The sequence below is a fragment of the Enterobacter cloacae complex sp.6700776 genome (assembly GCF_048284255.1).
Taxonomy (GTDB): Bacteria; Pseudomonadota; Gammaproteobacteria; order Enterobacterales; family Enterobacteriaceae; genus Enterobacter; species Enterobacter intestinihominis.
Map to the genome: position 1 here is coordinate 318,726 of NZ_JBLVYK010000004.1, position 24,844 is coordinate 343,569.

Annotated in this window: 21 protein-coding genes; 7 read left to right on the top strand and 14 right to left on the bottom strand. The window is 56.3% G+C overall.

Annotated features, from left to right (window positions below):
• Positions 1 to 130 precede the first annotated feature (130 nt).
• The 3 genes from pntA (at position 131) to ACNQ0T_RS09530 (ending at position 4,279) form a co-directional block, all read left to right on the top strand.
• The gene (pntA, locus tag ACNQ0T_RS09520; protein ID WP_017384575.1) at positions 131 to 1,660 is read left to right on the top strand and encodes a Re/Si-specific NAD(P)(+) transhydrogenase subunit alpha; all 1,530 of its coding nucleotides are present in this window, start codon (positions 131 to 133) and stop codon (positions 1,658 to 1,660) included.
• 10 nt (positions 1,661 to 1,670) lie between these two features.
• Positions 1,671 to 3,059 (top strand): Re/Si-specific NAD(P)(+) transhydrogenase subunit beta, encoded by a 1,389-nt coding sequence (gene pntB / locus ACNQ0T_RS09525; protein ID WP_022647939.1) that lies wholly within the window; start codon positions 1,671 to 1,673, stop codon positions 3,057 to 3,059.
• Between the two features lie 107 nt (positions 3,060 to 3,166).
• Entirely contained in the window at positions 3,167 to 4,279 is a 1,113-nt protein-coding gene (locus tag ACNQ0T_RS09530) for a mechanosensitive ion channel family protein (protein ID WP_022647940.1), read from the top strand.
• 38 nt (positions 4,280 to 4,317) lie between these two features.
• Here the strand turns inward: ACNQ0T_RS09530 and uspE are convergent, their stop codons facing one another.
• From uspE to ACNQ0T_RS09560, 6 genes are all read right to left on the bottom strand, one after another.
• The gene (uspE, locus tag ACNQ0T_RS09535) at positions 4,318 to 5,268 is read right to left on the bottom strand and encodes a universal stress protein UspE (RefSeq protein WP_003857535.1); all 951 of its coding nucleotides are present in this window, start codon (positions 5,266 to 5,268) and stop codon (positions 4,318 to 4,320) included.
• Positions 5,269 to 5,405: 137 nt separating this feature from the next.
• Positions 5,406 to 6,158: a fumarate/nitrate reduction transcriptional regulator Fnr gene (gene fnr / locus ACNQ0T_RS09540; protein ID WP_000611906.1), complete on the bottom strand. Its 753-nt coding sequence runs from the start codon at positions 6,156 to 6,158 to the stop codon at positions 5,406 to 5,408.
• 183 nt (positions 6,159 to 6,341) lie between these two features.
• Positions 6,342 to 6,857, bottom strand: a complete 516-nt coding sequence (gene ogt / locus ACNQ0T_RS09545; RefSeq protein ID WP_023306088.1) for a methylated-DNA--[protein]-cysteine S-methyltransferase — start codon at positions 6,855 to 6,857, stop codon at positions 6,342 to 6,344.
• Positions 6,858 to 6,866: 9 nt separating this feature from the next.
• A complete protein-coding gene (abgT, locus tag ACNQ0T_RS09550; RefSeq protein WP_022647942.1) occupies positions 6,867 to 8,393 on the bottom strand; it encodes a p-aminobenzoyl-glutamate transporter in 1,527 nt (508 codons plus the stop codon).
• Between the two features lie 41 nt (positions 8,394 to 8,434).
• Positions 8,435 to 9,880 (bottom strand): M20 family metallopeptidase, encoded by a 1,446-nt coding sequence (locus ACNQ0T_RS09555; protein ID WP_417929950.1) that lies wholly within the window; start codon positions 9,878 to 9,880, stop codon positions 8,435 to 8,437.
• Positions 9,880 to 11,190: a M20 family metallo-hydrolase gene (locus tag ACNQ0T_RS09560; RefSeq protein ID WP_417929952.1), complete on the bottom strand. Its 1,311-nt coding sequence runs from the start codon at positions 11,188 to 11,190 to the stop codon at positions 9,880 to 9,882. The genes ACNQ0T_RS09555 and ACNQ0T_RS09560 overlap by 1 nt, the downstream gene beginning before the upstream one ends.
• A 175-nt stretch (positions 11,191 to 11,365) precedes the next feature.
• Here ACNQ0T_RS09560 and ACNQ0T_RS09565 point away from each other — a divergent pair, with 175 nt between their 5' ends.
• Both ACNQ0T_RS09565 and smrA read left to right on the top strand, forming a co-directional pair.
• A complete protein-coding gene (locus ACNQ0T_RS09565; RefSeq protein ID WP_046620072.1) occupies positions 11,366 to 12,277 on the top strand; it encodes a LysR family transcriptional regulator in 912 nt (303 codons plus the stop codon).
• A 350-nt stretch (positions 12,278 to 12,627) separates the two neighbouring features.
• Positions 12,628 to 13,191, top strand: a complete 564-nt coding sequence (gene smrA, locus ACNQ0T_RS09570) for a DNA endonuclease SmrA (RefSeq protein ID WP_023299979.1) — start codon at positions 12,628 to 12,630, stop codon at positions 13,189 to 13,191.
• A gap of 9 nt (positions 13,192 to 13,200) precedes the next feature.
• Here smrA and tcp read toward each other — a convergent pair whose 3' ends face one another.
• Positions 13,201 to 14,859, bottom strand: coding sequence for a methyl-accepting chemotaxis citrate transducer (gene tcp, locus ACNQ0T_RS09575; protein WP_023299980.1), 1,659 nt, complete (start codon positions 14,857 to 14,859; stop codon positions 13,201 to 13,203).
• 144 nt (positions 14,860 to 15,003) lie between these two features.
• Here tcp and ACNQ0T_RS09580 point away from each other — a divergent pair, with 144 nt between their 5' ends.
• On the top strand, positions 15,004 to 15,870 hold the full coding sequence (locus ACNQ0T_RS09580; RefSeq protein WP_417929954.1) for an aldo/keto reductase family oxidoreductase: 867 nt from the start codon (positions 15,004 to 15,006) through the stop codon (positions 15,868 to 15,870).
• A gap of 46 nt (positions 15,871 to 15,916) precedes the next feature.
• Here ACNQ0T_RS09580 and ACNQ0T_RS09585 read toward each other — a convergent pair whose 3' ends face one another.
• Positions 15,917 to 16,117 carry a hypothetical protein gene (locus ACNQ0T_RS09585; RefSeq protein ID WP_022647949.1) on the bottom strand — a complete coding sequence of 67 codons (201 nt, stop codon included), beginning with the start codon at positions 16,115 to 16,117 and terminating at the stop codon, positions 15,917 to 15,919.
• A 634-nt stretch (positions 16,118 to 16,751) separates the two neighbouring features.
• On the opposite strand from ACNQ0T_RS09585, the gene ACNQ0T_RS09590 reads away from it, so the two are divergent.
• Positions 16,752 to 19,181 carry a glucose/quinate/shikimate family membrane-bound PQQ-dependent dehydrogenase gene (locus ACNQ0T_RS09590; protein WP_417929956.1) on the top strand — a complete coding sequence of 810 codons (2,430 nt, stop codon included), beginning with the start codon at positions 16,752 to 16,754 and terminating at the stop codon, positions 19,179 to 19,181.
• Between the two features lie 86 nt (positions 19,182 to 19,267).
• Here ACNQ0T_RS09590 and pqqF read toward each other — a convergent pair whose 3' ends face one another.
• From pqqF to pqqA, 6 genes are read right to left on the bottom strand one after another with little or no spacing between them, the layout of a single operon-like run.
• Complete coding sequence (pqqF, locus tag ACNQ0T_RS09595) at positions 19,268 to 21,544, bottom strand: pyrroloquinoline quinone biosynthesis protein PqqF (RefSeq protein ID WP_417929958.1); 2,277 nt, start codon at positions 21,542 to 21,544, stop codon at positions 19,268 to 19,270.
• 5 nt (positions 21,545 to 21,549) lie between these two features.
• Positions 21,550 to 22,692 carry a pyrroloquinoline quinone biosynthesis protein PqqE gene (pqqE, locus tag ACNQ0T_RS09600; protein ID WP_023299985.1) on the bottom strand — a complete coding sequence of 381 codons (1,143 nt, stop codon included), beginning with the start codon at positions 22,690 to 22,692 and terminating at the stop codon, positions 21,550 to 21,552.
• On the bottom strand, positions 22,679 to 22,957 hold the full coding sequence (gene pqqD / locus ACNQ0T_RS09605) for a pyrroloquinoline quinone biosynthesis peptide chaperone PqqD (protein WP_003857508.1): 279 nt from the start codon (positions 22,955 to 22,957) through the stop codon (positions 22,679 to 22,681). The genes pqqE and pqqD overlap by 14 nt, the downstream gene beginning before the upstream one ends.
• 2 nt (positions 22,958 to 22,959) lie before the next feature.
• Positions 22,960 to 23,715, bottom strand: a complete 756-nt coding sequence (pqqC, locus tag ACNQ0T_RS09610; RefSeq protein ID WP_023306095.1) for a pyrroloquinoline-quinone synthase PqqC — start codon at positions 23,713 to 23,715, stop codon at positions 22,960 to 22,962.
• 2 nt (positions 23,716 to 23,717) lie between these two features.
• The gene (gene pqqB / locus ACNQ0T_RS09615; RefSeq protein ID WP_023299987.1) at positions 23,718 to 24,635 is read right to left on the bottom strand and encodes a pyrroloquinoline quinone biosynthesis protein PqqB; all 918 of its coding nucleotides are present in this window, start codon (positions 24,633 to 24,635) and stop codon (positions 23,718 to 23,720) included.
• A 55-nt stretch (positions 24,636 to 24,690) separates the two neighbouring features.
• The gene (gene pqqA / locus ACNQ0T_RS09620; RefSeq protein ID WP_002905689.1) at positions 24,691 to 24,762 is read right to left on the bottom strand and encodes a pyrroloquinoline quinone precursor peptide PqqA; all 72 of its coding nucleotides are present in this window, start codon (positions 24,760 to 24,762) and stop codon (positions 24,691 to 24,693) included.
• Positions 24,763 to 24,844: the final 82 nt, after the last annotated feature.

Here is a 24,844-nt window from a genome sequence, read left to right on the forward strand (position 1 = left end):
ATAGAAAGTTTGTTACTGTTTTATTTTCCGGGGTTAATCATTCTCCGTCGTTATCGCGATGGTGAAAATTGATACGAACCGCGGGCAATTATCGACAAACCATCATCACAAACCGATGGAAGGGAAAACTATGCGTATTGGGGTACCAAAAGAACGGTTAGCCAATGAAACCCGCGTAGCGGCAACACCAAAAACGGTGGAGCAACTGCTTAAACTGGGTTTTACCGTCGCGATTGAAAGCGGCGCGGGCAAACTGGCGAGTTTCGATGACGAGGCCTTTACTCAGGCTGGCGCGGACGTAGTGGACGGTGCTGAGGTCTGGCAATCACCCATTATTCTGAAGGTAAACGCACCGGAAGAGAGTGAAATTGAACTGCTGAACGCGGGCACGACGCTTGTGAGCTTTGTCTGGCCAGCCCAAAACCCGGAGCTGATGGAGAAGCTGGCGGCACGCGGTGTCACCGTGATGGCGATGGATTCCGTGCCGCGTATTTCGCGCGCGCAGTCTCTGGATGCGCTGAGTTCTATGGCAAACATTGCCGGCTATCGCGCCATTGTCGAAGCTGCGCATGAGTTTGGTCGCTTCTTTACCGGTCAAATTACGGCCGCAGGCAAAGTACCACCCGCGAAGGTGATGGTAATTGGTGCCGGTGTGGCAGGTCTTGCCGCTATTGGGGCCGCAAACAGCCTGGGCGCTATTGTTCGTGCGTTTGATACCCGGCCGGAAGTGAAGGAGCAGGTGCAGAGTATGGGCGCCGAATTCCTTGAGCTGGACTTCAAGGAAGAAGCGGGCAGCGGTGATGGTTACGCGAAGGTCATGTCTGAAGCCTTTATTAAGGCGGAAATGGCGCTCTTTGCGGCGCAGGCAAAAGAGGTGGACATCATTGTCACCACCGCGCTTATTCCGGGTAAACCGGCACCGAAGCTGATCACCCGTGAGATGGTGGATTCCATGCAGCCGGGCAGCGTGATTGTCGATCTGGCGGCGCAAAACGGCGGTAACTGTGAGTATACCGTGCCAAATCAGGTCACGACGACCGCGAACGGCGTGAAGGTGATCGGTTATACCGACCTGCCAGGACGTCTGCCAACCCAGTCCTCTCAGCTGTACGGCACGAACCTCGTTAATCTGCTGAAGCTGCTCTGCAAAGAGAAAGACGGCAACATCACCGTTGATTTTGATGATGTGGTGGTGCGCGGCGTGACCGTGGTGCGTGAAGGGGAAATCACCTGGCCTGCACCGCCGATACAGGTTTCCGCTCAGCCTCAGGCTGCGCCGAAAGCGGCGCCTGAGCCTGCAGAACCAGCGAAACCTGCGTCGCCGTGGCGCAAATACGCCATCATGGCGCTGGTCATTATCCTGTTTGGCTGGCTGGCGGACGTCGCGCCAAAAGAGTTCCTTGGCCACTTCACCGTCTTCGCGCTCTCCTGCGTGGTGGGTTACTACGTCGTGTGGAACGTTTCCCATGCGCTGCATACCCCGCTGATGTCGGTTACCAATGCCATCTCCGGGATTATCGTGGTTGGGGCATTGCTGCAAATTGGTCATGGCGGCTGGATCAGCTTCCTGAGCTTCATTGCAGTGCTGATCGCCAGTATCAATATTTTCGGTGGTTTCACCGTGACTCAGCGCATGCTGAAAATGTTTCGTAAAGGCTAAGGGGTAGCATATGTCTGGAGGATTAGTTACAGCCGCATACATTGTTGCTGCAATCCTGTTTATTTTCAGTCTGGCGGGGCTTTCCAAACACGAAACGTCTCAGCAGGGAAATAACTTTGGTATCGCCGGGATGGCGATTGCGCTGATTGCCACCATCTTTGGGCCGGACACCGGCAACGTGGCGTGGATCCTGGTGGCGATGATCATCGGTGGTGCGATTGGTATTCGTCTGGCGAAACGCGTTGAAATGACCGAGATGCCGGAGCTGGTTGCTATTCTGCACAGCTTCGTGGGTCTGGCCGCGGTGCTGGTGGGCTTCAACAGCTATCTGTACCACGAACCGGGTCTGGAACCGATTCTGGTGAACATCCACCTGACCGAAGTGTTCCTCGGCATCTTCATTGGTGCGGTGACCTTCACCGGCTCAATCGTGGCGTTCGGCAAACTGCGCGGGAAGATCTCTTCCAAACCGCTGATGCTGCCTAACCGCCATAAGCTGAATCTGGCGGCGCTGGTCGTTTCCTTTGTGCTGCTGGTGGTCTTCGTGCGTACCGAAAGCGTAGGCTTGCAGGTGCTGGCGTTACTGGTGATGACCATTATCGCGCTGGCCTTCGGCTGGCATTTGGTGGCTTCTATCGGCGGGGCAGATATGCCGGTAGTCGTCTCCATGCTGAACTCCTATTCCGGTTGGGCAGCGGCGGCAGCAGGCTTCATGCTGAGCAACGACCTGCTGATTGTCACCGGTGCGCTGGTCGGTTCTTCCGGTGCGATCCTGTCTTACATCATGTGTAAGGCGATGAACCGCTCGTTTATTAGCGTCATCGCGGGTGGCTTCGGTTCTGACGGTTCATCAACCGGTTCTGATGAGGAAGTGGGTGAACACCGTGAAATCAGTGCGGAAGACACCGCAGAGATGCTGAAAAACTCGCATTCCGTTATCATCACCCCGGGCTATGGCATGGCGGTGGCGCAGGCGCAGTATCCGGTGGCGGAAATCACCGAGAAACTGCGCGCGCGCGGTATCAAGGTTCGCTTTGGTATTCACCCGGTGGCGGGGCGTCTGCCAGGCCACATGAACGTGCTGCTGGCGGAAGCGAAGGTGCCTTACGACATCGTGCTGGAAATGGACGAGATCAACGATGATTTCGCCGACACCGACACCGTGCTGGTGATTGGCGCCAACGACACCGTTAACCCGGCGGCGCAGGACGATCCGCGCAGCCCGATTGCGGGTATGCCTGTTCTCGAAGTGTGGAAGGCGCAGAACGTCATTGTCTTCAAACGCTCTATGAACACCGGCTATGCTGGCGTGCAGAACCCGCTGTTCTTTAAAGATAACACCCACATGCTGTTTGGCGACGCCAAGGCCAGCGTGGATGCGATTCTGAAATCTCTTTAATTCCGCTTCATCCTGACAAACCGCCCCCGGGGGCGGTTTTCTTATTTCTGCGGTCAGCCATTCTCCTCTGTCTATACTTTACCCTTTGTGTAATACGAGGAGGTGTAATGCAATTTCTGTCCCGCTTTGACATCATCGCGCTGATGATGACGCCATCATTCTGGATTGGCGTCGCCACGGTAGTCTTTGTAACTCTGCTGGTGTACTGGCTGCTGACGCGCCTGATCGCCTTTGTTAAGAAAGGGATCACCACCTGGGGCGACAAGCATCCCACCACCAACCGGATGCGTTTTATCCTGACGGATATGCTTAACCGCACCAGCCGCTTCCTGCTTTTTGTCGTGGCGCTGCTGTTCAGCCTGCGTTTCGTCGACTTACCGGATCATCTCTTTGGTACCGTGAGCCACGCCTGGTTCCTGGTCTTCGCTATCCAGGTGGCGCTGTGGATGGATCAGGGGGTGGTGTCGTGGCTTCGTCACGTCATGCTGGCGCCGGGAAGCCATAAAAACCCGGTGACGCTGGTGATCACGGGGCTTATCCTCCGTGCCATTGTCTGGTCAGTGATGCTGCTGTCTATCCTTGCTAACGCGGGCGTCAACATCACTGCTCTGGTTGCCAGCCTTGGGGTAGGGGGTATTGCTATCGCCCTCGCGGTGCAAACGATCCTGAGCGACGTGTTTGCATCGCTCTCCATCGGTTTTGATAAGCCGTTCGAAATCGGCGATTTTGTGGTGTTTAACGATGTCGCCGGGACGGTAGAGCACATCGGCCTGAAAACCACCCGTATCCGTAGCCTGAGCGGGGAGCAGATTGTCTGCGGGAACGCCATCCTGCTGCAACAGACGCTGCATAACTACAAGCGGATGCAAACGCGCCGGATCGTCTTTACCTTCGGGGTCGCCAGCGACACGGCGCCGGAAAAACTGCGTTCAGTGGGTGATATGGTCAAACAGATCATTACCGACGTCGGGGAAACGAAGTTTGACCGCGCCCATTTCCTGGGCTTCGATCGCGATCGCCTGACCTTCGAGGTGGTCCATATTGTTAATACGGCTGATTACAACAAGTACATGGATATTCAGCAGGAGATCAATATTCGTATTCTGGAGGGGCTGAACCAGCAAGAGATCAAGCTGGCGCTGCCGAGCATGGTTCTGCACGCGCCCTGGATGAATGCTGGCGACGAGGCACCGGCGCAACGGTTGAGCGAAGCGCAATAAAAAAAGCCCGCCGTTACCGGCGGGCTTTCATTTTGGGGTCAATCGTCTTCCTCATCGTCCAGTTCAACCGGCGTCTGATACTGATCCGGCTTGATAACCAGAAGGTCGCAGCGAAGATGGTCGATCACCTGCTCGGCGGTATTACCCAGGAACGCGGCAGAAATACCGGTCCGGCCAATGGTGCCCAGCACCACAATCCCGGCCTGCAAATGCTCCGCCAGATCCGGAATAACCTCTTCCGGTAACCCTTTTTCTACGTGGGTCATGTTCTCATCGATACTGAATTTCTGGCGCAGCGCTTTCATGGCCAGCAGATGCTGACCGCGAATCGCGTCGTTATACACGCTCGGGTCAAATTCAGGCAGTTCGATGGCGATATTGATTGGCGTAACCGGATAGGCACCCACCAGATGGACTTCAGTGTGGTTAACCTGGTCGGCAAGCTGAAGGGTCTCCTTCACCAGCTTCTCGTTCAGCGAATTGTGATAATCCTCTTCGCTGGCCAGATTGACCGCCACGACGGCTTTCCCGCCCTCAGGCCACGGCTGATCTTTCACCATCCATACCGGACAAGGGCATTTGCGCAGCAGGTGCCAGTCGGTCGGGGTGAAAATCACGGATTCCAGTTTGTCATGCTGGTGCGCCATTTTCAGCAGCAGGTCATGCCCACCGGCCACCACTTCCTGAATAATGGCTTCGAAAGGACGGTTGTGCCAGACCACCTTGATATCGATAGGTACGCCCGCTTCCAGATAATACTTCGCCTGCTCGCGGATCCACGCGGTACGCTGGCTGATCACTCCCTGACGCATAGCGGTGCGCTCGTCAGGCGACAGAAGGGTGGTCATCTCGTATGAGAAGTCATAAATCGGCAAAAAGGCTTTAATTTTGCCACCAATCCGTTGATGTAAATACACAGCACGTCGTAATGCTGGCTGATCGTCCTGATTCGGATCGATAGCCACCAGCATATTTTGATACTTTGCCATACAGGTCTCCTTACTACTGTCACCACAGTCTGTAAGTAAAAGAGTAACCTATATATCTTGAATGAAACAGGGGGGAAGTTTTTGCCAGATCAATAATCATGAAAATTTATCGACCTGGCATAAGATATCCGGGAGAGTTATGCCACGTTACGTGAGTGACCCGCCAGAATGGCCAGGGCTTCACCGTTTTCAATGGTGATGTACTTACCTTTAACCGCCAGCATTCCGCTCTTCTGGAAACGACCCAGCAGACGGCTGATGGTTTCCACGGTCAGGCCCAGATAGTTACCAATATCGCCACGCGTCATGGTCAGACGGAATTCGCGTGGGGAGAAGCCACGTTCCGCGAAACGGCGGGAGAGGTTATAGATAAAGGCGGCCAGACGCTCTTCGGCATTCTTTTTGGAAAGCAGCAGGATCATATCCTGATCGCCTTTGATCTCACCGCTCATCAGACGCATCATCTGCTGACGCAGGTTCGGCATCTTACCGGACAGATCGTCCAGCGTTTCAAACGGGATTTCACAAACCATAGAGGTTTCCAGCGCCTGAGCAAAGCTCGGGTGATGGCCACTGCCGATGGCGTCAAAGCCGACTAAATCGCCCGCCAGATGGAAGCCAGTGATCTGCTCGTCGCCCTGTTCGGTAATGGTGTAGCTTTTGATGGTGCCAGAACGGATAGCATAGAGCGATTTCAGTTCGTCTCCCGCTTTAAACAGCGTCTGCCCTTTCTGAATAGGCTTTTTGCGCTCGATGATATTGTCAAGCTGATCGAGTTCATGCTCATTCAGAGTAAACGGGATACAGAGCTGGCTGATGCTGCAATCCTGGCAATGGATAGCACAACCGCCAGACTGAATGCGTCGTATAATTCGCTTTTCCGGGATCATAGGTTTGCTCAAGCCTTAATTGATATTGGTCAATTTTAACATCTTTTTGGTAAGGACGTAAGTCTGGCAAACCCCCAATAAAGACAAGAGACGGCAGCGAGTTGCCATCTCCTTGAAATTCCACAGAATGATTAAGGATTATTAGCCTAACAGGAAGAAAATTAAGCACAAAAAGCCTGGGAATTACAGCAGAAAATACCCTTCGTGACGCAGCAGCCACTCTTTACGCTGTACGCCCCCAGCATAGCCGGTGAGGGTGCCGTTGCGCCCGATCACGCGATGGCAAGGCACCACAATGCTGACGGGATTTGAGCCATTCGCCGCACCGACTGCGCGCGCCGCGCCGGTACGGCCAAGCTGCTCTGCCAGCTGACCGTAGTGCATCACCTGCCCGCAGGGAATGTTACGTAGCGCCTGCCACACCTCGCGCTGAAAAGGGGTACCCGCCGTGGCGGTTGGCAGGGTATTAATAATGCTGAGATCGCCCTCGAAGTAGGCCGCCAGTTTATCGCTCAGCCCGCCAGGATTACGGGCTGTAATACGCTCGTAACCCTCGGCGCGATAATGAATGTTGAGCAGCTCAACCATCCGGTCGCTGTGCTCTTCCCACTCAACAGCGCGAAGATTGAACGCTTCATCCGCGATAACCCACAGCGGCCCCAGCGGTGTCGCAATCTTGTCTTCGAGTAATCTCAGCATCAGTATTCCTTAGTTCAGCCTCGGGTAAATACCCGGTCCAATCGGCAGGCCGACAAGATACCACGCCACCAGCATCACCAGCCATACCCCTAAGAAGATAAGCGGATAGGGCAAGACCAGCGAATAGTAGGTACCCAGCTTAGCCTCCGGTCTGTAGCGTTGCAGGAAGCCTAAAAACAGCGGAACGAAGGGTGACACGGGCGCCAGCGGGATCACCGAAGAATCGGCGACACGGAACAGGATCTGGGCGAACGCCGGATGAAAGCCGAGCATCATAAACATGGGGACAAAGATGGGGGCCAGAATCGACCAGATGGCCGACCCGCTGGCAATAAACATGCACAGCAGGGACGACAGCAGCGCCAGGCCGACAAACGCCGGAACCCCGCTCAACCCCGCCGCCTCCAGCGCGTCCGTCAGGCTCACGGCCATAAACTTGCCCATGTTGCTCCAGTTAAACATGGCCACAAACTGCGCCAGCGGGAACACCATCACGATAAAACCCGCCATCTCCTTCATCGGCTCGATCATCAGGTGCGGCAGATCTCCCTGACGGCGGATTTTACCGGTAGCGATGCCGTAGGCGAGCGAAACGACGAAGAAGAAGAGAATTATCAGCGGCACAATACCCTGAATAAACGGCGAGGGAAGTACGGTGTGTTTGATCGGATCGCGCAACACGCCATTCTCCGGCACCACCATCAGCGCCACAGCCGCAATGAACGCCAGCGAGACGATCCCGGCGACGCGCAGGCCGAATTGCTGCTCTTTGCTCAGCGTCTCCAGCTTTTCATCGCTCCGGCCTTCCCATTTACCCAGGCGCGGCTCAACGATCTTATCGGTAATCAGCCCCCCGACAATCGTCAGGACAATCACCGAACTGGCCATAAAGTACCAGTTGTCGATCACGCTGACGTGCATGGCCGCATCGATGGTGCTGGCAGCCTCCGTGCTGATGCCGGAGAGCAGCACATCGGTGGTCACGATAAGCAGGTTAGCGGTAAACCCACAGCCGACGCCTGCGATCGCCGACAGCAGGCCCGCAACAGGATGACGGCCAACGGCGAGGAAAATCAGCGCCCCCATCGGCGGCATGATCACCAGCGCCGCGTCGGACGAGATATGGCTGAAGAAGGCAATAAACAGCACCATATAGCTGGCATAACGCGCGCTGACGTGCGAGGCCATTTTCACCATCAGCGCGGGCAGCAGACCCACACGTTCGGCCAGACCCGCGCCTAACACCAGCGCCAGGATGGCGCCCAGCGGCGCAAAACCGCTGAAGTTTTTAATCACGTTCGGCAAAAACCAGTGCAACCCCTCCACGCTGAGCAGATTTTTTACGGCCACCATGCTGCCGTCGGCCGGGCTGCGCACGCTCACATCAAAGGCGGACAGCACGGCTGTCGCGACCATCAGGATGACAATTAAATAGATAAAAAGCAGGAAAGGGTGCGGCACTTTATTGCCGATCCTTTCAACCCAGCCATAGAGCTTACCGGATGGGGAATGCGAAGGTATGGAAGACATACTCATGGGCGTTCCTCGGGACTGTTGTTGTGTTGTGTTGTGTTTTTTTATTTTAAAGGTGACGGTGTCACGTCCTGCGGGATCGGACACTCGTACGGTTTTTGTGTTATGTGTTGTTCGAATTCTTCCCGACATTTTCGCAGCAGGTCGGCATCCTGAAGCAGATGCAGCGCGGTCGCGCCCATCACTTTTCCGGCCAGCAGCATGCCTTTATGGGCAATAGAGGTACGCCCCTGCGCCACCAATTGCCAGGTATGCAGCGGGGTGCCGACGGTAAAACAGGGGCTAAAGCACTGTGCGACAGGCATCTTCCAGCTGACATCCCCCACGTCGGTGGAGCCTGCCAGCACGTTATCGGTGATGGCGTAAGGGGCAACTTCATCCACCAGTAGCGTTTCGTGATGGCGTCGGGCAAAGGCTTTTCCCTCTTCGGCCCCCGTTGCGGCTATGTTTTTCAGGCTGTTTTGCAGGTCGTTTGCCGTGAGCGTGGCGCGGATTTCACGGGCAAATTCGCGTTCTTCTTCCGTCCAGTCCGGCGTGCCGTAATGCTGCAATGCGCGGTACATGGCCCCTTCGAGCGTACGGTTCGGCAGATAGCTGGAGCAGGCTTTATCAAAGCGACACTCGACAGTGGTTTCGGTCATCATCGCCGCGCCCTGGGCGATTTTCTCGATGCGCGCGTAGATCTGCTGCGCATCGGCCATCTCCGGAGCGCGGATCAGGTACAGCACTTCTGCCTGAGCCTGCACCACGTTAGGCGAAATTCCGCCGGTATCGGTGATGGCGTAATGAACGCGCGCTTTTTCAATGATGTGTTCGTTGAGGAAGTTTGTGCCGGTGGTCATCAACGTCACGGCATCCAGCGCGCTACGTCCCAGATGTGGGGAGTTTGCGGCGTGGGCGGCGATCCCCTTAAACCGCCAGGCGGCCTGAATATTGGCCAGCGTGCTGACGTTAAACATTCCGGCAAAGGCTTCCGGATGCCAGGTCACGGCAGCGTCCACGTCGTCAAATAATCCTTCACGCACCATAAAGGTTTTACCAGAGCCGCCTTCCTCGCCGGGGCAGCCGTAAAATCGTACCGTTCCGCTGCCGCCGTGCTGTTCCAGCCAGCTTTTCACCGCCACCGCACCGGCAAAGGCAGCAGTACCCAACAGGTTATGCCCGCAGCCATGGCCGTTAGCCCCCGGGGTGGCGGATTGCGCCGTCGCGCAGTGCGCCTGCTGGCTCAACCCGGCCAGGGCGTCGTATTCGCCCAGAAGGGCGATAACGGGCTTGCCGCTGCCGTAGCTGGCAATAAAGGCGTTGGGAATGCCTCCGGCTTCCCGCATCAGGGTAAAGCCCTCGGCTTCCAGCGCGCTGGCGAGCCGTTCGGCGGACCAGAACTCTTCAAAGCGCGTTTCGGGATGATCCCAGATGTCGTCAGCAATATCGGTAAACGTCTGACATCGCGTGTCGATGGCATCAGCGATAAAAGCGTAGTTCTCCTGCATTACACACCTCGCGTCCACGGGAAATTAAGCGCAGTTCGCGCCAGTGTTTCGATGGCAACGTTCATCACCTGCTCATCAAAATCGAATTTTTCGTTGTGATGTCCGGCGCTCAGTTCGGTGCCGAAGACCATATACGAGGCCATGCCGCCGTTCTGCTGCACGCGGGCCATCATTAGCGTGGCATCTTCGGAGCCCGCAGGCGCTTTGACCTTATTAATGGCATGAGTCACGCCGGGCACCTGGCTTGCCTGTTCGCGCAGATAATCGACCCAGGCCGGGGAGGGGGCACTGGAGGTCGCCGCCCCCATCAGGTTTATCCCGGCTGTTACGCCGTAGAGTGCTGCCGCGCCGGTAATCACCGCCTGCGCGCGCTCAAAGACATACTGATTAATCGCCTCGCTTTCACCGCGGGTTTCAACCTTAAGCAACGCATCAGCCGGAACCACGTTGCGTCCGCTGCCCGCCTGCATGACTCCGACGTTAACCCGGGACGCGCCTTCGCTGTGTGGCGCGATGCCATGCAGCGCGATTGCGGCCTGGGCCGCCGCGAGCAGGGCGTTACGGCCCTCTTCCGGTTTACCGCCAGCGTGTGCGGCAACGCCGGTAAAGCGCACGTCAAATTTGGTGGTCGCCATGAAGTTATCGCTGCCGCAGATCACCGTCCCTTCCGGAACGCCAGTTCCAATATGAATGGCGGTAAAGTAGTCCACGTCGTCCAGCGCCCCTGCAGCGACCATAGCGCGGGCGCCGCGCGTACCCTCTTCGGCAGGCTGGAAGATCAGTTTGATGGTGCCGTTGAGCTGGGCTTCATGCTGCTTAAGCACCTGCGCCAGCCCCAGACCAATGGTGGTGTGGCCGTCATGCGCGCAGGCGTGCATCATGCCCGGGTTGCAGGAGGCAAAACCGTCGCGGTACGGCCGGTGGCTGTCGTCATGCGCTTCGCTCAGATCAAGCGCATCCATGTCCACGCGAAAGGCCAGCGTCGGGCCGGGGCGACCAGTATTCAGGGTCGCGACAATGCCGGTGAACCCGCCTTCGAACGGCGCGAGCCATTTCTCCGGTGCGCCTTGCGCGCGGGCGCGGGCAAATTCCCGCGCCAGGGTTGCGTCATCGGGCAACCCCATCCGGCTTTCGGCATCCACGACATCGCGACCCATCGCCAGCTCGTAACCCAGCGAGTCCAGGATCTCCGAGACTTTCGCGGCTGTGCGAAACTCCACCCAGCCGGATTCCGCGAAATGGTGAAAATCGCGACGCCATGCGCTCAGTTGGGGGGATAATGTGTGGATGTACTGCGCCAGTGCGTTCATATCTTTTCCTGTCATCATTAAAATATGTGAACTGCTTCACGCTGTGATAGTTTTTACTTATCACTAAGCGATTTTTCACAGTTTTAACCGTTCAGGAATTACCCTCGCACATCCGATTCCATTAAAGTAGATGACAGTTTCTTTACTCTGATAAACAACGGTTATCGGTCGGGCTATGTCATTTCAGATTAAATTTCATCAAATTCGGGCTTTTGTCGAAGTGGCGCGTCAGGGCAGTATTCGCGGAGCCAGCCGGGTGCTGAATCTTTCGCAGCCCGCGCTGACTAAATCCATTAAAGAGCTGGAAGAGGGCATGGCGGCACAGCTGTTTGTGCGCCGGAGTAAAGGTGTCGCCCTGACCGAGTGCGGGGAAGGGTTTTATCACCGCGCTAATTTGATTCTGGAAGAGCTTCGCGCAGCGCAGGATGATATCCGTCAGCGTCAGGGGGAGCTGACCGGGCAGATCAATATTGGGATGGGTGCCAGCGTGGCGCGCAGCCTGATGCCCGCCGTTATCTCCCGTTTTCATGCGCAGCATCCTCAGATCAAGGTGCGGATTATGGAAGGTCAGCTGGTATCAATGATCAATGAATTACGCCAGGGTGAGCTGGACTTTACCATCAATACCTATTATCAGGGGCCTTACGATCACGAATTTACGTTTGAAAAACTCTTTGAGAAACCTTTTGCGGTATTTTGTCGGGAAGGACATCCGGCGTTGGGGGCTACCTCTATTAATGAACTTCTTCATTATAACTGGACAATGCCAACGCCGCGGGGAAGTTATTATAAGCAGCTTGAGGATATATTTCATCATCGCTCGCAGATACCGCGTATTGGCGTCGTTTGCGAAACCTTTTCGTCCTGTATTAGCCTTGTCGCACAAAGTGACTTCCTGAGCGTGCTGCCGCAGGAGCTGGGCTGCGACCCGCTGCTGGCGCACCGGCTGGTCATGCTGCCGGTTGTGGAAACACTTCCCAGAGCGGCCTATTATTTAATTCAGCGCCGTGATGCACGCCAGACGCCTCTGGCTGAATCATTAATTACACAATTCAGAAGGGAAGCGAGAAAAATAGTTTTATCGTGAAATTGCCAAAGAAAAAATAGAGCCTGTCCGACATCAGACAGACCCTACAGTACACACAGCAGTGCGTCCTTTCGCAAATCCTGGGTATTATATCCATGAGGCAGGTATATTTAGGTATAACATCTTTCCTGAAAAAAGAAAGGCGGCACGTCATTGGTTTTACAAAATTTCAACGCAAATCACTTATTTTAACTCTGCTGTAGTTTTAGTTAAGTAATATTTAAATAACTTTAATGGTAGCTATATATATTCATCAGATTAATATTTATCTTGCCCCTTGCGGTAAGGGTTATTGAGGCCCCTGCCCGGTGCAGGTATAGTACAAGCCCCGATGTGCCCGGAGGATTTCCATGAACCCTGACGACAAATCACTTTTTCTTGACGCCATGGAGGATGTCCAGCCCCTGAAACGCTGCACCGATATCCACTGGCAGCAAAGCCGTAATACCCGGGTTCGCCAGGAGATCGATACCGAGCAGCTCGACAACTTTCTCACACTGGGTTTCCTGGAACTCTTGCCGCTTGAAGAGCCGCTGATGTTCCAGCGCGAGGGCGTTCAGCAGGGCGTTATTGACAAGCTGCGCTCGGGTAAATACGCCCGACAGGCCAGCTTAAATCTGTTGCGTCAGCCCGCCGAACGCTGCCGCCAGATGCTGTACGCCTTCATTCGCCAGGCCAGCCGCGACGGTTTACGTAACCTGATTATCATTCACGGGAAGGGCCGCGAGCAGAATTCGCACCCGAACGTGGTGCGCAGTTATCTTGCCCGCTGGTTAACTGAGTTCGAGGACGTGCAGGCTTTCTGCGTGGCGCTGCCGCATCACGGCGGCAGCGGGGCATGTTATGTTTCACTCCGAAAATCCGATGAGGCGAAACAGGAAAACTGGGAACGTCACGCCAAGCGCAGCCGTTAACAGTAAGGCCTAGAACGTCTCCCAGTTTGTGTCACCTGAGGCACTGACCGTGGCGGGACGCAACAGTTGCGGTGCTTTTGTATTTTTTGGCCGCGGAGCGGTGTTTTCCTGCATGTTCAGCCGGAAAGCCGCCACGGCCTGGCGCAGCTGTTCAGACTGATCTTCCAGCGCCGCCGCCGCCGTTGCCGACTCCTGTACCAGCGCGGCGTTTTGCTGCGTTACGCTGTCCATCTGCGAGACCGCCAGGCTGACCTGTTCAATACCGCGGCTTTGCTCGTCAGACGCCGACGAGATTTCAGCCATAATATCGGTTACGCGTGTCACGGCCGCGACGATCTCTTTCATGGTCGCACCCGCCTCGCTCACCTGTTCCGAGCCGGTATTCACCCGGCTGACGGAGTTTTCAATAAGCCCTTTGATCTCTTTTGCCGCCTGCGCGCTGCGGCTGGCCAGCGTCCGTACTTCGCCTGCCACCACCGCAAAGCCGCGGCCTTGTTCGCCGGCACGGGCGGCTTCAACCGCCGCGTTGAGCGCCAGAATGTTGGTCTGGAAGGCAATGCTATCGATAACGCCGGTGATATGAGCAATTTGCTGAGAACTGTCGGCAATGTCATTCATGGTACGCACTACATTATTCACCACCTGGCCGCCGCGTGCGGCGGTTTCAGACGCATTCTTTGCCAGCAGCGTCGCCTGACGAGCGTTATCCGAGTTCTGTTTCACCGTGGCCGTCAGCTCTTCCATGCTGGCGGCGGTCTCTTCCAGCGAGGCTGCCTGCTGCTCGGTTCGGGCCGAAAGGTCGTTACTCCCGGCGGCAATTTCTCCTGCGCCCGTGTAGATAGAATCTGTGCTGCCGCGCACGGCGCTGACGGTGCTGACCAGCGACTGTTGCATCTCATGCAGACCGGCGGCCAGCTGGCCCATTTCGTTGCGCCCGGTAATCGCGACGTTTTGCGTCAGATCGCCGCTCGCGATGGTGCGAATATGGTTCATGATGGCGTTGAGCGGTCTCAGGAGCAGGTGCTGTAAACCCTGCCAGATCACCACCAGCACGGCGATAACGGTCAGGAAGATCGCCGCCAGCGTCCACTGCATCTGGGTAAAGCTGTTCTGGTTCTCTTCGGCGGCGGCTTTCAGCAGCACGTTGTTTTCCGCGCGCCAGCGGGTATAGACCGCCTCCATCTCATCCTGCGCCTGCTGGGCGTCCAGGTCGCCATAGGCCTGATAGTTATCGGCGCGCAAGTACGCAATGGACAAGCGCATTACCTCGTGCATGTTCTTCCAGGCTTTCTGCATCTCTTCGGTGAGCGCGGCATTTTGCCCCTTCACCTGCGGAATCGCCTGCCAGTTTTTGTAATAGTCTTCGGCTTTGGCCAGCGAACCGTTCGCGGTGCCCAGCAGCGTATTGATTGCCGCGAGAGAGGCCGGGTCGCGCTGGTTTTTCAGGTAGCGGATCGCCACGCGGGTGACGGTAACGCGCGTTTTCACCAGGGTGTTCACACTGTCGCTCAGGCTCTCCTGCTGGGCATTGAGCAACCCGGAGTTCTGAAAGTTGTGACGATCGTTGTTAACGGCAGAGTAGAACAACCCTCCCGTGACAACTTGCAGCAGACAGAATATGGTGAGGGCAAAGATAATACCGGTAATCACGTGCAGATTTTTCAGCATGGCGGTCATCCGTAATAGAAGAGGCAGGGTTACATCAATACTATCGTCGTAGCGAATTTAAACTTTAATTTTACTATTGCTTAACTAATGGTTTCGTTGCGGAACCTGTTGTAAACCCGGATCATTTTAATGAGGAAGGTCAGCATGAGCAGCATAGATAAATGCGGAACATTCACGCTCGGAACGCGTACGGTTAAACGGTATGGCTATGGCGCGATGCAGCTTGCCGGACCTGGCGTTTTTGGTCCGCCAAAAGACAAAAATGCGGCGCTGGCGGTGTTGCGTGAAGCGGTAGAGTCGGGGGTAAATCACATTGATACCAGCGATTTTTACGGCCCCCATGTGACCAACCAGCTTATTTGCGAGGCGCTTCATCCCTACCGGGACGACCTTACGATTGTGACCAAGATCGGAGCCCGACGCGGCGAGGACGCCTCCTGGCTGCCGGCGTTTTCCGCCCAGGAGCTGACGCAGGCGGTGCATGACAACCTGCGCAACCTGAAGCGAGATGTGCTGGACGTGGTTAACCTGCGGATCATGTTTAGCGCCCACGGACCAGCGGAAGGCTCGATTGCCGCGCCGCTAAGCACCCTCGCGGAGCTGCAACAACAGGGGCTGGTTCGCCATATTGGGCTGAGCAACGTCACTGCTTCGCAGGTGGCTGAAGCGCAGAAGATGGTTTCCGTGGTATGCGTACAGAACATGTACAACGTGGTGAATCGCGGTGACGATGCGCTGGTAGATTCGCTGGCGCAGCAGGGGATTGCCTGGGTGCCGTTCTTCCCACTGGGTGGTTTCACGCCACTGCAATCTTCCGGGCTACAGGCGGTGGCGGATTCACTGGATGCGACGCCTATGCAGGTGGCGCTGGCATGGCTGCTGCAACGCTCGCCAAATATCCTCTTGATCCCGGGTACTTCTTCGGTGGCGCATCTGCGTGAAAACCTGGCGGCAGCCGATCTGGTATTGCCGCCTGAGGCGCTGGAGACGTTAAATACGCTGGTGGAGTAATCCAGACAGCAGCAAAAGCCCGGGGGATTTTTCGGGCTTTTGGTGTTTATGACGCAATCTGATTCCTTTGGCGGTGAAGTGCTAACGCTTCCGCCACGATTTCCTGCTTACTTTTCCGTGTTTCATACGCAGTAATGCGGATGTACTCCATCAGCGCTGGATCGATGCGCGCACTTAACATCCTGAGATCGGCCTCCTTTGCTACACCGCGAGCAACACGCTTGTCGGGATAATCACGGGCTGGCATAGAAAACGTCCTCCAAAAATTGTCTTGTTAATTTGTGCTGTAAAATATGCGCTAGTCTTGGTGTAAAGTCAATGGCTAGTGAAGGCGCAGTGAACTACTGTTTGGATTTTCTGTGATTCAAGACTTCATTAAGTGATTTAATAGTGTTTGTATTGCCACGCTGTGAGTCCGCTTTGATGCGGAAAGTCACATTTTCAGTGCTGATAATGACGGAATGTTCAACGCACCAGACGCTCTAAAATTATTGATAATTTCTTCCTGAAACTTAACTCAGGTTTATCCCTGTGCTTATTCATGGTTATTGCTTAATTAAATCTTCTGTTTGAAGGCTCAGCTGTAAAAATCTGACGCTATAAGACCGGCCTTGGGGGAATCCTGATATTAATCCTTTAAGCAACTTCCGGCTGGTCATATATTCCAGCATAGGTGACGTAGTTAGCGATATTCGCTATTTTAACCCTGTTAAATCCATGTAATTTCGCTGGTTTTCATTTCTTCCGACATAATAGATTTTGTCTACGGTCTCTTTTTAATTTATGCTTCGCATACGAACAATTAGCGTTGTGCAGGGTTTTAACATCGTGGCAGTTAATAAAACCCTGCTTTATATAAAGTAATCAGGAGATTCATTTTTATGTCAGACAATAATCCCCGCCCATTGGGCTGGTTAGGCCCGTGGTGCCTGCTGGTGGGTGTGGTACTTCTTGTGACGGGGCTGTTTTTTGCCATCGGCGGTTTTAAACTGGCTTCCCTGGGGGGGAGTTGGTACTTTCTCATTGCCGGGGTTTTCACGCTGCTCTCTGCTATTCAGTTTTTCCGCCGCAAGTCCTCTGCCGTAGGGCTGTTTGCTCTGGTGTTTCTTGGCACCCTGATTTGGGCATTTTTCGATGCCGGACTCGACTTCTGGCCCCTGGTTTCCCGATTAATGGTACCCGCCGGGCTGATGGTGCTGGCAGCAGCCACCTGGCCTGCATTGCGTAAGCGTGAAGGAAAACCGTCCTCCACGAAAGGGGCGATAGCGGTCTGCGCGGTCCTTATTATCGGCATGGGCGTCACCTTTGTTCAGATGTTTCAACCCCATCCGACCGTGCCGTTTAGCGGCGAAAAGCGCCCGCTGGTGCCGGTAAAAGAAGAGGCGAAACAGCAGAACTGGGATCACTACGGTAATACGGCTGGCGGTAGTCGCTTTGTGGCGCTGGACCAGATAACCCGTGACAACGTGAAAAACCTGAAACCGGTCTGGACCTACCATACCGGTGATATTCCGCAAAGTCCGGATGGCAATGGCGCAGAAGATCAGCAAACGCCGCTACAGGTAGGCGATCGTGTCTTCCTCTGTACGCCGCATAACAACGTGATTGCCGTTGATGCCGATAGTGGGAAAGAGATCTGGAAAGCGGAAATCAACGCTAAGTCTGCAATCTGGATGCGCTGCCGTGGCCTGGCGTACTTTGATGCCACCAAACCGCTGGCACAGCCAACGGTAGCCGGCTCCACACCGGTTCTGCCAGCGCAGGTCGCACCGGGCGCGGCATGCCAGCGCCGTATCCTGATGAATACCATTGACGGTAAGCTGATCGCGTTAGACGCCGATAACGGCAAATTCTGCCCGGACTTCGGTACTAACGGCAGCGTTAACCTGCATGAAGGAATGGGCGACGCGTCAGATCCAACCTATGTGTTGACGTCGGCCCCGACGCTGGCGGGTACCACGGTCGTGGTTGGCGGCCGCGTTGCGGATAACGTCAGCACCGATATGCCGGGCGGCGTAATACGTGGTTATGACGTGATCACCGGCCAGCTGCGCTGGGCGTTCGATCCACGTAATCCGGATCCGAACTACGTTCTGAAGCCGGGCGAACACTACAAACGCAGCTCCGCAAACTCCTGGGCCCCTATGTCCTGGGATGCGTCGATGAATACCGTGTTTATCCCGATGGGAAGTTCCTCTGTCGACCTGTGGGGCGCTGACCGTATTCCGGAAGATCACAAATACGCCACCTCAATCCTCGCGCTGGATGCGACTACAGGGAAAGAGAAGTGGGTATACCAGACCGTGCATAACGACCTCTGGGATTTCGATATCCCGATGCAGCCGAGCCTGGTTGATTTCCCAACGAAAGAGGGCAGCAAGCCCGCGGTGGTAGTGGGCACTAAAGCGGGGCAAATTTACGTTCTCGATCGCCTGACGGGTAAACCGCTCACTGAAGTGAAAGAGGTTCCGGTAAAACCAGCGGATATTCCACGTGAACAGTACCCGGCAACGCAGCCTCGCTCTGTGGGGATGCCGCAGATTGGCGCAGAAACCCTGAAAGAATCGGATATGTGGGGGGCGACGCCGTTTGACCAGCTGGCCTGTCGTATCAGCTTCAAATCAATGCGTTATGACGGTCTGTACACGATGCCGGGAACCGATATTTCCCTGAGCTTCCCGGGCTCGCTGGGGGGAATGAACTGGGGCAGTTTGTCCACCGATCCGAACAACCAGTATATCTTCGTCAATGACATGCGTCTGGGCCTGTGGGTTCAGCTGATTAAGCAAGATCCGCAGAGCGCGGTGGCAAATACGGGTGGTGAAGCCGTGAACGCCGGGATGGGCGCCGTTCCGATGAAAGGAACGCCGTATTCGGTCAACAAAAACCGTTTCATGTCACCGCTGGGCATTCCGTGCCAGAAACCACCGTTTGGCTCTCTCTCCGCCATTGACCTGAAAACGCAGAAAATCGTCTGGCAGGTGCCGGTCGGTACCGTACAGGATACCGGTCCGTTTGGGGTAAAAATGCGTATGCCAATGCCTGTCGGTATGCCGACGCTGGGCGGTACGCTGGCCACGCAGGGCGGTCTGGTCTTCATTGCGGGAACCCAGGATTACTACCTGCGCGCCTTTGATTCCTCTACGGGGGAAGAAGTGTGGAAAGCGCGTCTTCCGGTGGGTAGCCAGGGCGGACCTATCAGCTATGTATCACCGAAAACCGGCAAACAGTACATTCTGATCTCTGCTGGCGGTGCACGCCAGTCGCCGGATCGTGGTGACTACGTGATTGCCTACGCGCTGGATAAATAACAGCGAAATAAGCAACCTGGCCCCGTCGCAGTACGGGGCTTTTTTTTGACTAAAAACCACGGATATGAAGAAAGCGGTGGGTCCGGTCAGCCCGTGAAAAGCACCCGCCAGCGACGGCGATGGCGAGTCATCTTGCGCCATAGTGCGATTATCTCGTCATGTTGCAGGGCATCAACAGCCTGCGGCGTTAACACCGGTAAACCATAGCGCTGGCGCAGGGCGGCTACTGCCGTGGCGCTGGCATTCATCGGTGACCGGATTTGCATCGCCAGCTGCTGTCGCAATACGCTGAACGCCGTCTCATCGCACAGCGTCAGCTCACGCAAAAATTGTTTGCAGCAACCCAACAGGTTCACGGGAGAGCGGTCAGGCGACTGTAACGCCAGCAGCAGGCCATCGCGATCGGCAATACGCTGATAACGACAGCTGACCACGTAGCCAATCTGCTGTTCCACGCGCAGGCGCTGGAAAAATTGCGGTTCGCAGCATAATGCCAGCAGCCGCAGCGCGGCGAGCGACGCGCCCGGCGGCAGGGGAATAAACACCAGCAGCGCCGAATCCGCGCTGGCGTGCGGAATGTGTTCGATCCCGCTGGGACAACCGCTTAATGGCGTCGGCTTAGCGTTAACCGGCGCCCGGAGCAGGCCAAGCTGCCGGGCTAACCCGTGCGCGTGTGCGACGCTGCCGCCAACTAGCGCCGCCAGCCAGCCGTCCCGTGGCGGATCCGATGCCAGACGTTCAGGCAACAGCTGAAGCAACTCACGGATGGCAATGCCTTCTGGCACTGGCGTAAGAGCCGGGGCGGGGTGGGAGAGGCGTTCGATTATCGCCCCGATGATGTGTTCCGCCGTAGCTACGGCGTCAGGAAGCCGCAGGGTGAGCTGCCAGCTACCGTCAACCGTTTGCCACTCGCCGCTACCGTCAATATGGCGCAGTTCAGCAAGAAGAGGGCGTAACTGTTTGCCCATCGCCACCCCCTGCGCCCGTTCCAGGCACGAATAAAAAGGCCTGCGCAGGATCAGCGTTGGCGGTTGTGTCTGCGCCGACAAATGCAGCAGCGGAGCGGCTTCTGACGTCGGGGCTGGCGTAACATACCTGGCAGTCTGCGGGTAGAAGGAAAACGCGATGGGGCTATCATCTGCAACCGGCTGGCGACGCCAATGGCTAAGCGGCAGAGCAAACCCCTGACTGGCGATAATTTCAGCGGTTTCAATTTTTTTGCAGGCCAGATACGAGGTGGGCGCCGCCAGTAAATCGGCACAAAAGGCAGAAAAACTTACGGGCGCCGCACCGGGCGCAAAACCGAACGCCCGCTGGCGCAGCTGCTCCAGCGTCGGCAGGGCGCTGAAACGCTGCTGTGCCAGCCGATAATAATGCCGCTGCTGCTCATCCGTCGTTTGCTGTAGCGCCCGTAGCCAGTGGGTAATATGCGGGTCAACCTCCTCGGGTCGTTCGCTATCAACCGTTAGCGCCAGCCAGCCGTTATCGTTATCCTGATAAAGCCAGTTCAGGGCGACATCTTCTGCCAGCCCGCGGTCCCGCAGCCCGGCAATCAGGCTTCCGGGGGCGTCGTCCAGTAAAAACTCCCGAAATAAGGTGACGTTGTCACTTTTTCGAATTAACGGACAACGCCACAGTGCGGGTCGCTCCGTCACTGCCAGCTGAAAATCTCCCTCAGCGCTAAGACGCAACGGGGGAGCGGTTTCAGGCATGCCACCAGAAGCAAAACCGGACGCAAACGTATGGGCAAGCTCGGCCAGCGCATCCAGCGTTTGCGGCCCTTGCAGCCACAATTGCAGGTGTCCGGCCACATAATAGCGCCGATGAAAGTCGCGCAACGCGGTTTGCAGCGATCCCGTGTCCTGCCCCAGAGAATCCTGGCTACCTACCTGAAAACGGCGAAAAACTGTGGGTTCTTCCATCGCGTGGCGTGCCGCCGCTTCGCGCTTGGCGGAATCATGCTGCTGGATGAGCCGGTTTTCCGCATCAATGACCGCCACTTCGCGCTGTATGTCATCGCATGAAAGCAGCGGCGCCTGCAACATATCCCGCAGTCGTGCGATGCCGTCGGACAGGTTATCGGCGGCCACATCGAAGAAAAATGCGCTGTGGCGAGCCAGCGTGGTGGCATTGACGCTACCGCCCTGACGCTGGACCCAGGCCATGAGTCGATCGTCGCCCTGATAGCGCTGGCTACCGCGGAACAGCAGGTGCTCAAGTAAATGCGCAAGACCGGCGAAGCGCGGTGGCTCGTGATGGCTTCCGGCACTCACGCGCGCAAGCGCCGCCGCGCGTGTCGCCTGCGGCTGATGCACCAGCGTTGCGCGTAAACCGCCTGCCAGCTCCACGATGCGGGGGGTCATTATCGTTACAGTTCCCGGGTTTTATAGATAAGCTGAGAACGGGTACGGTTGCGGAACTGAAGCTGGCCGATTTTCATATCGCTACAGGCTGCTTCGCGTCGCGCGTCCAGAATTTTATGATGATGCGGCGATTTGCTGCACACCGGATCGGCGTTATCAGCATTCCCGGTGAGCATAAAGGCCTGGCAGCGGCAGCCGCCGAAGTCCTTCTCCTTTTCATCGCAGGAGCGGCACGGCTCCGGCATCCAGTCAAACCCGCGATAGCGATTGAAGCCGAAAGAGTCATACCAGATGGATTCCAGACTCTGCTCAAGCACCGAGGGGAACTCCACCGGCAGCTGGCGCGCGCTGTGGCAGGGCAGCGCCGTGCCTTCCGGGGTCACGCTGAGGAAAATCGACCCCCAGCCGCCCATACAGCCTTTTGGTCGCTCTTCGTAATAATCAGGGGTGACGAACAGCAGGTTGGTCAGATTGCCGCTGGCGGCCATTTTTTGCCGATAGTCGGCAACCACGCGTTCCGCGCGGGCGATCTGTTCTCGCGTCGGCAAAAGGCCCTGACGATTAAGGAACGCCCAACCGTAGAACTGGCAGGTGGCAAGTTCGACGTCGTCGGCGTCCAGTTCAATGCACAGCTCGATGATTTTATCGATCTGGTCGATGTTGTGCCGGTGCAGGACGAAATTCAGCACCATCGGGTAATCGCGCGCTTTGACCGCTTTGGCCATCGCCAGCTTCTGCTGGAAGGCTTTTTTATTCCCCGCCAGCGCAGCGTTGAGCACTTCATCGCTGGCCTGGAAGCTAATCTGGATATGGTCCAGACCGGCCTCGCTGAACGCGTCGAGCTTGCTTTCCGTCAGGCCAATTCCCGAGGTGATCAGGTTGGTATAAAAACCGAGATCGCGGGCGGCGCGGATCAGCTCCGGCAGATCTTTACGCGTCAACGGTTCGCCGCCGGAAAAACCTATCTGCACGCTGCCCATCGCCCGCGCCTGGCGGAAAACCTCAATCCACTGTTCAGTGGTCAGCTCCTGATCCTGCCGGGCAAAGTCCAGCGGGTTAGAGCAGTAAGGACACTGTAGCGGACAGCGATAGGTCAGCTCCGCCAGCAGCCACAGCGGTGGATTGACGGTGGGTTTATTCTGGCTCACGGAAAATAATCCACTTCTGTTGATAAGCGATTTGCAGGAATTCTACGACGTCGTCATCCACGCCGCCGGCTTCCGGGAACCGTTCGTTGAGTATGGCAATGATGGCCGCCGCGTCGCGTTGGCCATCGACCAGTTCGAGGATTGCGGCGGCGGTCTCATTGAGTTTAGCCATGCCTTCCGGATAAAGGATGACATGGCTGTCCTGAGCGGCTTCCCATTGCAGGCGATAGCCGCGACGAAAGGCGACGATGGAGTTTTTTTGCATGCTTATACCAGTCGGGTTGTGTGCCAGGCCGCTTTGTCGGTGACCGTGTGATAAGGCGGACGCTGTAGCGCGTAGGCCATGGTCATCGCGTCGAGCATCGACCACAGGATATCGAGTTTGAACTGAAGGATCTCCAGCATCCGATTCTGCTTTTCTGCGCTATCGCAGTAACTCTTCGCCAGCTCCAGACCGTGTTCAACGTCGCGGCTGGCCTGGCTGAGGCGGCTGCGGAAATAAAAATAGCCTTCCTCTTTGATCCACGGATAGTGCTGCGGCCAGCTGTCGAGACGCGACTGATGAATTTGCGGGGCAAACAGTTCGGTGAGCGAACTGCATGCCGCCTCCTGCCAGTTGGCGCGGCGGGCGAAGTTAACGTAAGCGTCCACGGCGAAACGGACGCCGGGCAGCACGTGGCGTTCGCTGATTAAGTCGTCGCGGCTAAGCCCTACGGCTTCGCCCAGCTGTAGCCAGGCTTCGATCCCGCCGTCATGACCGTTGCTGCCGTCGTGATCGAGGATCCGCTGCACCCATTTGCGACGCGTGTGCGGATCCGGGCAGTTCGCCATAATGGCCGCATCTTTCAGCGGGATCGTCGTCTGGTAGTAAAACCGGTTCGCCACCCAGCCCTGGATCTGCTCGCGGCTGGCCTCGCCGTTATGCATCGCGATATGGTACGGATGGTGAATATGATAGTAGGCGCCTTTCGCCCGGAGGGCGTGTTCAAACTCTTGCGGCGAGAGCGTTTCACGAATGTGCATAGTTAGTCCTGAAGCGTGATGGTCATCCCGTCCCAGCTCACTTCAATTCCCTGCTGCGTGAGGGCGTGACGCTGCGGCGACTGCTCGTTAAGGATCGGGTTAGTGTTATTAATGTGAATCAGAATCTTGCGCTTTGCCGGCAGTGAGGCCAGCAGCGCCATCATGCCGTGTTCATCGCCGAGCGCCAGATGGCCCATATCGCGGCCGGTATTGCGCCCGACGCCAGCGGCCTGCAGTTCATCGTCCTGCCAGACTGTGCCGTCAATCAGCAGACAGTCCGCTTTTTTAAGCCACGGCAGGATGGCGGCATCGGGTTCACCGAGACCCGGCGCGTAGAACAGCGTCTGACCGTTGCGGCGGTTTTCGATAAACAGCGCCACGTTATGCCCCGGCAGCGGGCGGTCGCGCCACGGCGAATAGGGCGGTGCGTTACTGGCGATGGGGACAGCGGTAAACTGCAAATCAGGGCAGGCTTCCACGCTAAAGGCGGCGAGCGGTGCGATCGGATGATGAATCAGGCCGCCGTTCCAGTGCCGGAGCATGGTAAAAATCGGGAATCCGCTGGAAAGATCTTCATGCACCTCCGGCGTACACCATACCTGATGCGGACACCCTTCGCGCAGGCTGAGCAGCCCGGTGGTGTGGTCAATCTGGCTGTCGGTGAGAATAATGCCGCCAATATGCGTGCCGCGCAGAACCTCTTTCTTATTCAGTTCTGGCGTATGGGCAATCTGCTGGCTGATATCGGGCGAGGCGTTACACAGTATCCACTCTTCGCCGTTATCGCTGACGATGATCGACGACTGGGTGCGGGGGGTCGCCTGAAGGGTACCGTTGCGCAAACCCTGACAGTTGGCGCAATTACAGTTCCACTGAGGGAAACCGCCGCCGGCGGCGGAACCGAGGACTTTAATAAACATGAAGATAGGCCAGGTAGTAAAACAGAAATGCCCGCACGGATGGCGGGCTGAGCGATTAGCGGTTGGAAATGTACAGCGTCACTTCCAGGCCAAGACGTAAATCAATAAAAGCAGGTTTCTTCCACATCGTTTTTTCCTCTTTAAAAATGCAGCACCAACACCATTGTTTGTGCCAGTTTTGTGATGGTCATCAAATAATGCGTCACAGT